The organism is Flavobacterium sp. (assembly GCF_044369455.1).
Lineage (GTDB): Bacteria > Bacteroidota > Bacteroidia > Flavobacteriales > Flavobacteriaceae > Flavobacterium.
This window is the reverse complement of sequence record NZ_JBIPLW010000001.1, coordinates 426,957-439,827: the sequence shown is the minus strand read 5'-3', so window position 1 is coordinate 439,827 and position 12,871 is coordinate 426,957. Positions and strand designations below refer to the sequence as shown.

At 34.0% G+C, this 12,871-nt stretch carries 11 protein-coding genes and 1 tRNA gene; 10 read left to right on the top strand and 2 right to left on the bottom strand.

Annotated elements, in window-relative coordinates:
- Positions 1-15 precede the first annotated feature (15 nt).
- Positions 16-1,731 (bottom strand): Omp28-related outer membrane protein, encoded by a 1,716-nt coding sequence (locus ACIQ2L_RS01885; RefSeq protein WP_396155864.1) that lies wholly within the window; start codon positions 1,729-1,731, stop codon positions 16-18.
- Positions 1,732-1,902: 171 nt separating this feature from the next.
- Between ACIQ2L_RS01885 and ACIQ2L_RS01880 the strand changes: the two genes are divergently transcribed.
- Positions 1,903-1,976: transfer RNA gene (locus tag ACIQ2L_RS01880), tRNA-Ala, on the top strand.
- A gap of 176 nt (positions 1,977-2,152) precedes the next feature.
- Here the strand turns inward: ACIQ2L_RS01880 and ACIQ2L_RS01875 are convergent.
- On the bottom strand, positions 2,153-2,725 hold the full coding sequence (locus tag ACIQ2L_RS01875) for a DUF3109 family protein (protein WP_396155862.1): 573 nt from the start codon (positions 2,723-2,725) through the stop codon (positions 2,153-2,155).
- Positions 2,726-2,821: 96 nt separating this feature from the next.
- Between ACIQ2L_RS01875 and ACIQ2L_RS01870 the strand changes: the two genes are divergently transcribed.
- The 9 genes from ACIQ2L_RS01870 (at position 2,822) to ACIQ2L_RS01830 (ending at position 12,870) form a co-directional block, all read left to right on the top strand.
- Positions 2,822-3,397 (top strand): MarC family protein, encoded by a 576-nt coding sequence (locus ACIQ2L_RS01870; protein WP_396155860.1) that lies wholly within the window; start codon positions 2,822-2,824, stop codon positions 3,395-3,397.
- Between the two features lie 37 nt (positions 3,398-3,434).
- Positions 3,435-3,632, top strand: coding sequence for a hypothetical protein (locus ACIQ2L_RS01865; RefSeq protein WP_396155858.1), 198 nt, complete (start codon positions 3,435-3,437; stop codon positions 3,630-3,632).
- Between the two features lie 100 nt (positions 3,633-3,732).
- Positions 3,733-4,341 carry an FAD-dependent oxidoreductase gene (locus ACIQ2L_RS01860; protein WP_396155856.1) on the top strand — a complete coding sequence of 203 codons (609 nt, stop codon included), beginning with the start codon at positions 3,733-3,735 and terminating at the stop codon, positions 4,339-4,341.
- 93 nt (positions 4,342-4,434) lie between these two features.
- Positions 4,435-5,763: an alpha/beta hydrolase gene (locus ACIQ2L_RS01855; RefSeq protein ID WP_396155854.1), complete on the top strand. Its 1,329-nt coding sequence runs from the start codon at positions 4,435-4,437 to the stop codon at positions 5,761-5,763.
- A 5-nt stretch (positions 5,764-5,768) separates the two neighbouring features.
- Positions 5,769-7,130 carry a DNA repair protein RadA gene (gene radA / locus ACIQ2L_RS01850; protein WP_396155852.1) on the top strand — a complete coding sequence of 454 codons (1,362 nt, stop codon included), beginning with the start codon at positions 5,769-5,771 and terminating at the stop codon, positions 7,128-7,130.
- Between the two features lie 128 nt (positions 7,131-7,258).
- Complete coding sequence (locus ACIQ2L_RS01845) at positions 7,259-7,717, top strand: hypothetical protein (protein ID WP_396155851.1); 459 nt, start codon at positions 7,259-7,261, stop codon at positions 7,715-7,717.
- Between the two features lies 1 nt (position 7,718).
- Complete coding sequence (locus ACIQ2L_RS01840; protein WP_396155850.1) at positions 7,719-9,668, top strand: transglycosylase domain-containing protein; 1,950 nt, start codon at positions 7,719-7,721, stop codon at positions 9,666-9,668.
- Positions 9,669-9,753: 85 nt separating this feature from the next.
- Positions 9,754-11,385 (top strand): DUF4139 domain-containing protein, encoded by a 1,632-nt coding sequence (locus ACIQ2L_RS01835; RefSeq protein ID WP_396155848.1) that lies wholly within the window; start codon positions 9,754-9,756, stop codon positions 11,383-11,385.
- A 90-nt stretch (positions 11,386-11,475) separates the two neighbouring features.
- Positions 11,476-12,870 (top strand): PQQ-dependent sugar dehydrogenase, encoded by a 1,395-nt coding sequence (locus tag ACIQ2L_RS01830; protein WP_396155846.1) that lies wholly within the window; start codon positions 11,476-11,478, stop codon positions 12,868-12,870.
- Position 12,871: the final 1 nt, after the last annotated feature.

Genomic DNA, 12,871 nt, shown 5'->3' with positions numbered 1-12,871 from the left:
CATGGCTAAGTTGGATTAGTTTAATATTATTTTTTTAGTTTCTTCAACTCCTGTTTCAGTAACCATTTTAGCTAAATAAACACCATTTTGAAGGTTTGATAAGTTGATGGTTTCATTATTAGTAACATTGTTTTTAGAAAAGACAACTTTACCAGTAATGTCACAAATAGTAATATTTAAAGTATTTTCTGTATTTATTGTGATAATTCCATTTGATGGATTTGGGAAAATAGAAATTAAATTTCTAGTAAATTCGTTTATATTTAAAGGATTAGCTACGCTAAAAGATCTTGCATCAGATGAACCAAACTCACCTCCTTCAACACCAGAGATGACAACTCCATTGGAGAGAATACTATACGATCCAATTCCATAAGCACCAACGATACCATCACCATATGAATCTAAAATTGTAAATGAATAACAGTCATTTGGCACATTGATGTTGATGTCAGGTTGCGGATAAGCACCAGAAGCAGCTGAGTCATTATAAGATGGACTTGAAGCGACAGTTGCACCAGATGAGTTTTTTAACGTCCATGAAGTTTCTGAACCGTATTGATCTAATGTAATTTTGATTGTTAAATTTGAGGTTGTAGTTTCAGGTGCTTTTACGAAAGTTATAGCACCAGTGTTATTTGTTGTATTATCATCAGAAGGTAATGAAACATTTAAATTGTTATTTGCTTGTAAAGTGTAGGTTATCGAAGGTAATGTTATTGTTGTTTTAGCCAATGAAGATAAATTACCTGTCCAGTTAAACACTTGTGGAGTTTCACCATTTATACTATAAGTGATAGGCAAGCTAGTTAGATTAGTTTGGCCATTATTTTGAATTTCTACCTTTGGTTGTAAAGCGTTAACACATTGTTCGGCAACTTCCTTTACCTCTTTTATTTTTGCATCATTTGCAATTAAACCAGTATAAGTAGGAACTGTTCCGTTACCAGAAATAATTTTTTGTTGACCTTCAGCAACAAAAGCTACAATTTCAAAATCTCCTAATTCAGCAGGAATATTGTTGTAAGTAGCAGGTATTGTATAAGTATAGGTTCTTGTAACAAGCGTGCCAGCAGTAGTTGTAGTATAAGTGTCTCCCCATTGCCCTGTAAGCATATGCACTAATCTATGTTGATGAGGGTAATTGTTACCCAAACCACCACTACTTTGTGGTCCCAAAGTGTTGTTTTGTAATAAGGCAACATTTAATCTGTTTGAGGCAACTGGACTGGCTCCAGTATAATATGCTTCAACAAAAACTGTTAAAAGCCTTGTGTTAACATTAATAGTAGCAGTTGTTGCCACGTTTACATACGAACTTTGATTACGGGTTTGGTTAGAAGCATTGGACCAATTGTTTCTGCTCATTGCCGTCCCAGTTCCTCCATTTTGAGATAAACCAGTATAGGCAACTCGGTTAACTGTAGCTGCAGGGTAACCAGTTAATCCTGATTGATTCGCAATAGCTGTTCCAAATGACGTCCTAAAATCAGGTTGTCCCGAACCAGGAGTTGAAAATCCACCAACATGTATGTTAATTAAGAATACATCAGCAGGATTTGCGTTTTTAATGTTATTAGCAATAGAATGACCCGCAGGACAAAACTGACAATTAATACCTGTAAACTCTTCTAAGATTACTTTCTTGTTTTGTGGTGTAGTGCTTACAATTGTTTGAGAAAAGGAGCTAAAAGCTGTAAAAAATATTAAAAGGAGTAATTTTTTTTTCATTGTTATTGGTTTTTAGACAGTTAAAATTTTATTTTGAAATGCAAGTATAGTTAATTTTTTTCTAAAAAAAATTGCTTTAATTGCTTTTTTTTTGAGATGGAATGTTAATTTCTTAATCATTTAATTTTTTACATTAATAATTTGTTATTTGTTTTATCTTTGCCAATATTTGGGGATGTAGCTCAGCTGGTTAGAGTGCTTGCCTGGCAGGCAAGAAGTCGTGGGTTCGAGTCCCATCTTCTCCACAAAAAAAGCTGTCTCGTTTATTGTAATGAGATGGCTTTTTTATTTGATTTTTTTTATTAGTTCTACTTGAAATGTTGTGGATATTCAATTTTTTTAAAAACATTAAGATATTTAAGTTCCATCAAGAATATTGAAAACCTTAATTATCTTAATTTCTTGATAGTTAAAAATGTTTTCACTTTCCCGTTTTTAAATCTTCAGCAACTTTTTCTAATTCGATATACCAATCTTCGCCAAACTTTCTAATCAAGGCTTCTTTTACAAATTTATATACGGGAACTTCGAGTTCTTTTCCCAATGAACATGCAGGATTACAAATATCCCAACGGTCATAATTAACTGCAGCAAACTCTGAAAATTCTTTTACACGAATAGGATATAAATGACAAGAAACCGGTTTTTTCCAATTAATTATTCCTTGGTTATACGCCTGCTCAATACCACATAGTGCTGTTTTTCCATCAAAAATTACATAAGCACAATCTTTGTTTTCAATTAACGGCGTTTCTAAATCTTGGTCGGTGCCCACTACCCAAGTTCCTAATCTTTCAATAGCTTCTATTCCTTCTTTGCGAAGAAAAGGTTTAATTTTCGGATAGATTTCTTCTAGGATTTTAGTTTCCTCTTGCGTCAAAGGGGCACCAGCATCACCATCAACACAGCAAGCTCCGTGACAAGCCGAAAGATTACAAACAAAATCTTTTTCGAGAATATCTTCAGAAACGATGGTTTTGCCTAATTGAAACATAAAAATTTAGGATTTTTTCATAGCAAAAATAACCTATTTAGGATTGCGATATGGCATTTCCATTTTGGAATTTGTTACTTTTGGGAAAAGTAATTTATGAATATAGATTTTAGAGAAATTGCAACAGCTACCATGGTTCTTTTTGCTGTAATTGATATTGTAGGAAGTATTCCAGTGATTATTGAATTACGTGTAAAATTTGGCCATATTCAATCGGGTAAAGCATCAATAGTTTCAGCAGTTATTATGACCGCCTTTCTTTTTGTAGGGGAAGAAATTTTAAAATTAATTGGAATCGATGCCAATTCCTTTGCAGTTGCGGGTTCGTTTGTATTGTTTTTTTTAGCATTAGAAATGATATTGGGAATTCGTTTATATAAAGATGAAAAATCCTCTTCGGCCTCTATTGTCCCTATCGCATTTCCTCTGGTTGCTGGAGCAGGAACAATGACAACCTTACTTTCTCTTAGAGCAGAATTTCATTCCATAAATATTATTTTTGCCATACTTTTAAATATTATTTTAGTCTATTTTGTATTGAAATCTTCAGCCAAAATTGAAAAAATATTAGGGGAAAATGGATTAAGCATTATTAGAAAAGTTTTTGGAATTGTGCTTTTAGCCATTGCTGTTAAATTATTTGCTACTAATGTTAAAGGACTTTTTGTGTAACCGCAATTTTAGTATTTTTGTCTGCTAAATTTATTTTATGAAAATTTTCACTTTAATATTAATGATTATTGCATTTAGTCTGGTAGTTTTCAATCTTACTTTGATAGATTTTGAAAACCCTTTTGAAGGGAATAGTATGGTAGCACTAATTGGTATGGCAGCATCTTTATGTGCCATCTTTATTCTTTTGATATTTAGAATGTCTAAAAAAATTGAAGAGAAACTAAAAAACTAATTTTTTAAAATCCCAAATAACAATAGCCAAATAACAATAAAAAAAAATTTTGGTATTTGGAATTTTAGATTTGGAATTTCATGTTTTAAAATATTTTTTTATGTATGATGTGTTAATTATTGGTGGTGGTGTTTCTGGAATGTCATGTGCTTTGGTATTGGGTTCTGCTCACAAAAAATCATTTGTAAAAGACAAAAATATCGGAATCGTTGCTCATCAAAAGACATCATCTTTACAAGAAGCGCTATTCTATAATGCATACGGAGTTACGCCGGGCAAATTAGGTTCGGAATTGTTGACTGAAAGTACTACACATTTAAAAGAGTTATACCCGCATGTAACACAAATAGAAAGTGAAAAAGTATTGAAAGTAACAGGTGATTTTCAAAATTTCACCGTGATAACCAACAAAAATACTTATCAAACAAAATCGATTGTTGTTGCAATCGGATATTCTAATACTTTTGATATCGATGGCTTAATGCATTATGTAGAGCCTCACAAAAAAGCGTTAGCAGAAAAACAACGAATTCAATTAAAAAACATAGACCACAAAGTAGCGGAAGGCGTTTATGTTGCCGGAACTTTAGCAGGTTGGCGCAGTCAACTAGCCATAGCTTCGGGTAGTGGTGCAGCAGTAGCGACGGATATTTTGACCTTATGGAATGACGGAGTTTCTTCTCAAAGCCACGATTCAATTAAAAAGTAGTTTGCTTTTTTAAGTAATACAATTCGAAGCTATGATAATTTTATTATATTGCTAATCGTTTTGGCAATAGTGCTGTTAACCAAACCTAAAGAAATGAAAAAACTACTTCTCCTATTAATTTGTGTTTATTCCAATGCATTTTATTCTCAAAATAAAAAAATAACAGATACTATTTTTTCCAATAAATTAAACGAAGACAGAGAGATTACGATTGGATTACCGCCATCGTATGAAAAACATCCCAATCAAAAATTTCCAATTTTTGTACTTCTTGATGGGGATTTTCTTTTTGATCCGTTTCAAGGTGCTTTAAGTTACGGATATTATTGGGATGATTTGCCAGAAGTAATCATTATTGGTGTTAGTCAGAACAAAAATAATGAACGAGAAACGGATTGTATGGTGGATGAAACTACCGGCTTACCTTCTGAAAAAGGAGAATCTTTTTTTGAGTTTATTGGGATGGAATTATTGCCTTACATTCAAAAGAACTTCAGAACGGCACCCTTTAAAATGATTGCGGGATTGGATACTACAGCGGGTTTTTTGAACTTATATCTGTATAAAGATAACCCTGTTTTTGACGCTTATATTTCAATGAGTCCGGAACTTCCGACCGGAATGGAGGAAAATATCCCAGAACGATTGGCAGCTATTCAAAAACCACTCTTTTATTATCACTCTTCTGCCGATGGAGATCTTAAAAAAATGAGAAATCGTATTTTAGCTTTAGATGAAGCGGCCAAAAAAGTCAATAAAGAAACCCTTAATTACAGATTTGACGATTTTAAAGGAGCATCACATTATTCTTTAGTTCTGAATTCAATTCCAAGCGCTTTGTATCAAATATTTTCGGTTTATCAGCCCATTTCAACTGTAGAGTTTAATGAGAAAATAGCTATATTACCTTCGGGTTACGTTGATTATCTTATAAAAAAGTATGATGTTATAGACAAATCGTTTGCTTTAAAGTTGCCAATTCGTTTGAATGATTTTAAAGCTATAGAAGCAGCAATTCTAAAAAATAAAGCCTATGATGAATTTGATAAACTATCTCAATTAGCCCGAAAAAATTATCCAAAATCAATGCTTTCTGACTATGAATTGGCGCAGATGTATGAGAAGAAGGGAGATAATGCCAGAGCCGTTAAGTCCTATTTGGCTGCTTTTCAGCGTGAAGAAATTGGGGATTTAACCAAAGACATGATGATTGAGAGAGCCGATGAATTGAAAAAAACATTACCTAAAAAAGGTAAAAAAGGGGAAAAAGTAAAAGAAGAACCGGTTGTCGAGGAAACACCACCAACCGATACTCCTTCAGAAACTACTCCGACAGAAACTGCTCCTACAGAGACCACTCCAACTGAGACTACTCCAACCGAGACTACTCCAACGGAAACACCATTAGGAGGTAAAAAGTAAAACCAATGTCCAAACTTAAAACGACTTTTTTTTGTCAAAATTGCGGGGCGCAATATTCTAAATGGCAAGGGCAATGCAACTCATGCAAAGAATGGAATACGATTGCAGAAGAAATTATTCAGAAAGAAGAAAAGTCAAGTTGGAAATCATCAGATACTGATTCTAAAAGAGTTTCTAAACCCTTAAAAATAAAAGAAATCGATTCGACTCAAGAAGTACGAATGGATACTACTGATGGCGAACTAAATCGGGTGCTTGGCGGTGGAATTGTTCCTGGTTCTTTGATACTTTTGGGAGGTGAACCTGGTATTGGGAAAAGCACATTGCTGTTACAAATCTCGTTAAAATTACCCTATAAAACCTTATACGTTTCGGGAGAAGAGAGTCAGAAACAAATAAAAATGCGTGCCGAACGCATCAATCCAGATAGTGATAATTGTTACATACTTACCGAAACTAAAACCCAAAACATCTTTCGTCATATCGTAGAAACCCAACCCGATATTGTTATTATTGATTCGATTCAAACCCTGCATACCGATTATATCGAATCCACTGCAGGAAGCATTTCTCAAATTCGTGAAACTACTGCTGAGCTTATAAAGTTTGCCAAAGAAACCAATATACCCGTGATTCTTATTGGTCATATTACTAAAGACGGCAACATTGCTGGGCCAAAAATTTTGGAACACATGGTCGATACTGTTCTTCAATTTGAAGGCGATAGAAATCACGTCTATCGAATTCTGCGTTCACTCAAAAATCGTTTTGGTTCCACTGCCGAGTTGGGAATTTATGAAATGCAAGGTTCAGGGTTACGCGAAGTTTCTAATCCCTCCGAAATTTTAATTTCGCATCGTGAAGAAGAACTATCTGGCACAGCCATAGCATCAACTCTTGAAGGAATGCGTCCATTGATGATAGAAATTCAGGCATTGGTTTCGACCGCAGTATATGGAACACCACAACGAAGCACAACAGGGTATAATGCAAAAAGATTAAACATGATTCTAGCGGTTTTAGAAAAACGTGCTGGTTTCCGTCTCGGAACCAAAGATGTTTTTTTGAACGTTACTGGCGGTATTTCAGTTGATGATCCAGCGATTGATTTGGCGGTGGTAGCGGCTATATTGTCTTCTAATGAAGATATTGCCGTTGGGAAAGACGTTTGTTTTGCTGGAGAAGTTGGCCTTTCGGGCGAAATTCGCCCAGTGAATCGTGTAGAACATCGCATTCAAGAAGCTGAAAAACTGGGTTTTTCGACCATTTTCGTATCTAAATATAATAAGATTGCTACTAAATTCCCTGGAATAAAAGTGGTTTTGGTTTCCAAAATTGAAGAAGTGGTTGAGCAATTATTTGGGTAATTTACAAATCCTAAACTTATAAAATAACCATTAAATTATATAACCCTAAAACGTATCGTTATAATTACTTTGAGACGCAGCAATAAAAGGCAACGAAATCCGTTTTATATAATTAAACATTACAATTTATGAAAACAAAAATCCTATTCCTGTTATCACTATTTTTTATTTTAAATTCATGTAATTCAGGAACTTTTAGTCAATTTGATAAAATGCCCGAAAATAACCGTTGGGAAAAATCAGATTTAAAAGGTTATGAATTTGAGATTAAAGACGATTCGAAGCGCTACACTATAGTATTTGAATTTAGTCATGTTTATGATTATCAATTTGACAGTATTCCGATTCAATTTATGATTAAAAGTCCAGATGGTAAGGAGGAAAACTTAGCGGTCGATTTACAACTAAAAGACAGTTCAGGAAAACAACTCGCGGAATGCTCTGGAGATGTTTGTGATTTAAAATATACTGTAAAAAAACAAACAAGACTTAACAGAGGAACATACAAAATTATAGTTTCCCATAATTTTAAAGCAGCTCCGTTTCTTCCTAATGTAATCGGAATTGGATTATCGGTAAATCCATAAAATGAAAACAACCAAACAAAAAGTATTTTTAATTCTCAAAATAATTGGTAGCATTTTACTGCTTGGAATAGTTTTGCTTTTTGCTTTTAGAAATACCATTTTAGAAAAAGGTATTCATCGTATTGATGCCAAAATGGAACGAGAGTATCAATGCCATTTCAGTATAGAAAAAGCTCAATTTCACGGATTGACTAATATCGAGTTTCATCAAATTTCATTAGTTCCTGTTCAAGCTGATACATTGCTTCATATTCAAGAATTGAAAACCAGTGTAAGCTTTTGGAAATTATTGATTGGCGATATTCAATTAGGAAAACTTGAAATTAATAAAGGCTTCATTCAATTAGTAAAAACAAAAAAGGGGAGCAACTTCGATGCATTTCTTCGTTCCAAAAAAGAGAAAACGGATAATTCCGAAGTCAACTATGCCAAATTACTCAACCGAATAAGCTCAAATCTTTTAGACTTGGTGCCAACCGATATGAATGTCCAAGGATTCGCTTTTAAAATTGATGACAAAGGCAATAAAGTTGTTTTTGATTTTAACCAATTAATTTTAAATAAAAAAAAGCTCAACACAATCATCCAAGTTACTTCAGCTAATTTTTCACAGCAGTGGGCTATCAATGGATTTGCCGATCCAAGAGATAGAAAAGCCGATTTGCAATTCTTCAATCCAAACAGCGACACGATACAAATTCCGTATTTGGATAAAAAATTCAATCTGAAAACAGGTTTTAAATCCATTCATTTTAATTTAGAAAACCTCTCTATGGATCGTGGTGAATTATATGTTGATGGCTATTCTTCCATTGAAAATTTGATGGTTAATCACCCGAAAATTGCCAATATAGATGTAGTGGTAAAATCCGCCCGTTTCGATTATCATTGGATTATTGGTTCAAGATTTATGGCATTGGACAGCACTTCTGCGATACAGTTGAATAGCATCAAGTGCAAACCTTATATTTTGTATACCAACGAAACGGATAAAGTTTATGACTTCAAATTAGACATTCCTAGAATGAAAGCACAAGAGTTTATAGTGTCTTTACCAGCAGGTTTATTTCGACATTTTGAAGGCATGGAAGCACAGGGAGATTTTAGTTTCGACTTGAATTTTGAATACAATAGTCATCAACCAAACGACCTAATTTTTGAAAGTAAATTGAAATCAGAAGGATTAAAAATTACTAAATATGGCGAAGCCGATTTGAATAAAATCAATGGCGAGTTTATCTATCGTGCCATTGATAATGGCGTTGCACAACGGCCAATAGTAGTTGGTGGATCGAACCCTAATTTTACACCTTTAAATAGCATTACTCCCTATTTGCAAAAATGTGTGTTGACCAGCGAAGACCCATCTTTTTTTAATCATCGTGGTTTTATTAATGAAGCTTTCAAACAATCGATAGCCAAAAATATTCGAACCAAAAAATTCTCACGTGGTGCCAGTACTATTAGCATGCAATTGGTAAAAAATGTTTTCTTAACTCGAGAAAAAACAGTCTCAAGAAAGTTAGAAGAGATCCTTTTGGTTTATATTTTAGAAAACAACCGAATCAGTTCAAAAGAACGTATGCTTGAAGTGTATTTTAATATTATAGAATGGGGACCAAACATTTATGGCATTAGCGAAGCCTCTCATTTTTATTTTCAGAAGAATCCAAGTGATTTAAACTTAAATGAATGTTTATTCTTAGCTACAATAATCCCGAAGCCGAAAGGATTTATGTATCGCTTTGATGCTACTAATAGCTTGAAACCATCGGCAAAACAACAAGAAAAATTTTTGATTAATTTGATGTTACGGAGAAATATTTTATCCACAAATGATACTATTGGCAACTTTCCACTCTCCATATCTGGTGCCGCACGAGTATACTTAAAACAAAAACCTGCTACTATTGAAAGCGATAGTCTTAGCATCGACGAGTTTGAGTTTTAATGAATTTTTCTTAAAATTATTAAAGTCACATACTTTTTCTTTCCTTTATACGTTATTTTAGTTTCCTGTAATAAATCTTTTATTTATGATGAAGTTCCTTCCTTTCTTATTTTTGATTCCCTTTGTTTCATTTGCTCAAAAACCAATTTTCACCACAGCCAAAGTAAAGTCGGCAACGGTTTACTTCAATGCTGCCGAATTAACTCAAACCACATCCGTAAATCTGCCAGTAGGCACAAGCGAAATTGTGGTAAAAAACGTAGCCGATTATTTAAACGAAAGCACTGTGCAAATTGGTGCACCCAATTCGGTTACAGTTTTATCAGTTCAGTTTACGCAAAATTATATTTCCGAATATGAAATTGATGAAACCAATCCGGTGATAAAAAAAGTACGGGACAGCATCACTATTGTTCAAAAAGAAATTAAGAAAATCCAAATAGACACCTATTCTAGCCAGCAAACCATTGCGCTATTGGATGCCAATCAAAACGTAAGTGGTGCCAATACGGGATTGAATGTTGCCGAACTGATGAAATTGGTCGATTTTTATAAAGCCAAACGAACAGAATTGGATAATGCAGTGGTAACTTTGGCCGAAAAAGAAACCAAACTCAAGGAAAAACTCAAAGCACTCAACGACAAACTCGAAATCAATACCCAAAAAGAAGAAAAAAGTTCCAAAGGAAAATTGATTATTCAAGTGATGAATGAAATAGCAGGAGTTGTTAATTTAGACCTAAACTATATTACCGACAATGCTTCATGGACGCCATTTTATGATTTAAGAGCTGAAAATATTACATCACCTATTAATATGATGTATAAAGCACAAGTAACCCAATGGACAGGCATTGATTGGAAAAAAGTAAAACTCACTTTGTCCTCGGGCAATCCCAATCAAAACAATCAAGCACCGTTGTTGAATTCTTGGTTTTTGAGGTATAGAGATTTCTATGAAAATGATGCCAATTTTGGAGTTCAAAATCAATTACAAGGAAATGCTCCTGGTGTAAAATTTGAAGAAGTTGTTGTTCAAGGGTATGGTAGAAAGGACAAAAAAGTAGCTTCAACTTCTATTTCAAATTTCACAACAATTCAAGAAAACCAACTCAACGTTTCCTTCGACATTGATATTCCCTACGATATTTTATCCAATAGCAAACCACACAGTGTTGCGTTAAAAGAAATCAAATTGCCAGCAACCTATAAATATTATGCGGCACCTAGAGTAGAAAAAGAGGCGTTTCTTTTGGCAGAAATCAATGATTATTCGAAGTATAATTTATTACCAGGCGAAGCCAATATTATTTTTGAAGGTTTGTATGTAGGCAAAACAGTGATTAACCCCAATCAAACTTCAGACACCTTGAATCTGAGTATGGGAAGAGATAAAAAAATTACTATCAAGCGTGAAAAAGTAGTCGATAAATCGGGAACACGATTTTTATCGTCCAAAAAAGAGCAAACATTTACATTTGATATTACAGTAAGAAATAACAAGAAAGAAGCCGCAGATATTTTGTTAAAAGATCAATATCCGTTGAGTACGGATAAAGAAATTGAAATCGAATTATTGCAAAGTGATAATGCCACAGCAAACAAAGAAACCGGAATTCTTACTTGGACTTTAAAACTCAATCCAAACGAAACCAAGAAAGTCAGAGTAAGTTATAAAGTCAAATATCCTAAAGACAAAATCATAGATAATTTATAAATTAGAAACGCAATCCTTGCCGGTTGCGTTTTTTGGTTAACAATTTGATTACAAACTTTTTATTTCTAACTTTACAAAAAAAATTAGATTATGAAAAAAATAATACTCGTAGTAATAACACTTTTTATTTTTTCAGTTTCAGCCCAAACAGTGGCTGTACAAACTTTTGCTACAGGTTTAACCAATGCAGTAGCAATAGTTCATCCACCGGCTGATTCTCGCCTTTTTGTGGTTCAAAAAACAGGTGCGATTAGAATAGTAAATTCAAATGGAACGGTGAATGCCACCCCTTTTTTAACCGTAACAGGTTTAAGTAGTGGCAGCGAACAAGGGTTGTTGGGCTTGGCTTTTCATCCCAATTATGCTACAAATGGACTGTTCTTTATCAACTATACCAATACAGCTGGCGATACTGTTATTGCTAGATATTCTGTTTCTGCCAATCCAGATATAGCCAATACTACTGCAACCATTTTAATGACAGTAGATCAACCATTTTCTAATCACAACGGTGGAAGTTTGGCGTTTGGTCGTGATGGTCTTTTATACATCGGATTGGGTGATGGCGGAAGCGGTGGCGATCCACAAGGATATTCCCAAAACATGACCGTAGATCCTTCTTTTCCTAGTAGAGTAATGTTAGGTAAAATGCTTCGAATAGATGTTGATACTACTTTTGGGTCATTAAATTATGGTATTCCATCAACTAATCCGTATGCAACCACTGCTGGTCTTCGCGAAATTTGGGCAATTGGTTTACGTAATCCGTGGAAGTATTCATTCAATAGATTAAATGGCGATTTATGGATAGCAGACGTGGGTCAGAGTACTCGTGAAGAAATCAATAAAACAACATTTCCTTTGCCCAATACGGGTTTAAATTATGGCTGGCGTTGTTTTGAAGGAACTTCAGTTTTTAACAACAGCGGTTGTCCTACTTTTGCGAACACAGTGGCGCCTTTTACAGATTATGTTTATGGTTCCAATGGAAGATGTTCTATTACTGGTGGTTATTTTTACACTGGCTCTTTGTATCCAAATTTTGCAAACAAATATATTTTTGCCGATTATTGTACTGGAGAAATTGGACTTGTTGACGCCTCTGGAGTCATCACTTGGACTGTAAATTTGCCTGGAGTAATTACCTCTTTTGGAGAAGATGTTAACGGTGAATTGTATATTACAAATGGCACTTCTGTTTCAAAAGTAGTTGACACTTCACTTAGTGCTTTGTCTCTTAACGAAAGTCTTGTAACTATATATCCAAATCCAGCAAATAATGAACTTTACATCAAGAATGACAATAATGTGGCATTAGAATTTATTTCTATAGCTGACCTAACCGGTAAAATTGTTTTTAATCAAGATATTCAAAACTTAGGTTCAAACGCAGTAAACATAGCAAGTTTAGCCAAAGGAATGTATTTAATTACTGTGGAAACACAAAATGGTTTGACTGCCACATCAAAAATTATCAAGCAATAAT

Excerpts from the sequence above, each read along its gene's own strand:
- ACIQ2L_RS01830 (WP_396155846.1), top strand. The coding sequence starts at position 11,476 with ATGAAAAAAATAATACTCGTAGTAATAACACTTTTTATTTTTTCAGTT.
- ACIQ2L_RS01860 (WP_396155856.1), top strand. The coding sequence starts at position 3,733 with ATGTATGATGTGTTAATTATTGGTGGTGGTGTTTCTGGAATGTCATGT.
- ACIQ2L_RS01845 (WP_396155851.1), top strand. The coding sequence starts at position 7,259 with ATGAAAACAAAAATCCTATTCCTGTTATCACTATTTTTTATTTTAAAT.
- ACIQ2L_RS01865 (WP_396155858.1), top strand. The coding sequence starts at position 3,435 with ATGAAAATTTTCACTTTAATATTAATGATTATTGCATTTAGTCTGGTA.
- radA (WP_396155852.1), top strand. The coding sequence starts at position 5,769 with ATGTCCAAACTTAAAACGACTTTTTTTTGTCAAAATTGCGGGGCGCAA.
- ACIQ2L_RS01875 (WP_396155862.1), bottom strand. The coding sequence starts at position 2,725 with ATGTTTCAATTAGGCAAAACCATCGTTTCTGAAGATATTCTCGAAAAA.
- ACIQ2L_RS01855 (WP_396155854.1), top strand. The coding sequence starts at position 4,435 with ATGAAAAAACTACTTCTCCTATTAATTTGTGTTTATTCCAATGCATTT.
- ACIQ2L_RS01885 (WP_396155864.1), bottom strand. The coding sequence starts at position 1,731 with ATGAAAAAAAAATTACTCCTTTTAATATTTTTTACAGCTTTTAGCTCC.
- ACIQ2L_RS01870 (WP_396155860.1), top strand. The coding sequence starts at position 2,822 with ATGAATATAGATTTTAGAGAAATTGCAACAGCTACCATGGTTCTTTTT.
- ACIQ2L_RS01840 (WP_396155850.1), top strand. The coding sequence starts at position 7,719 with ATGAAAACAACCAAACAAAAAGTATTTTTAATTCTCAAAATAATTGGT.
- ACIQ2L_RS01835 (WP_396155848.1), top strand. The coding sequence starts at position 9,754 with ATGATGAAGTTCCTTCCTTTCTTATTTTTGATTCCCTTTGTTTCATTT.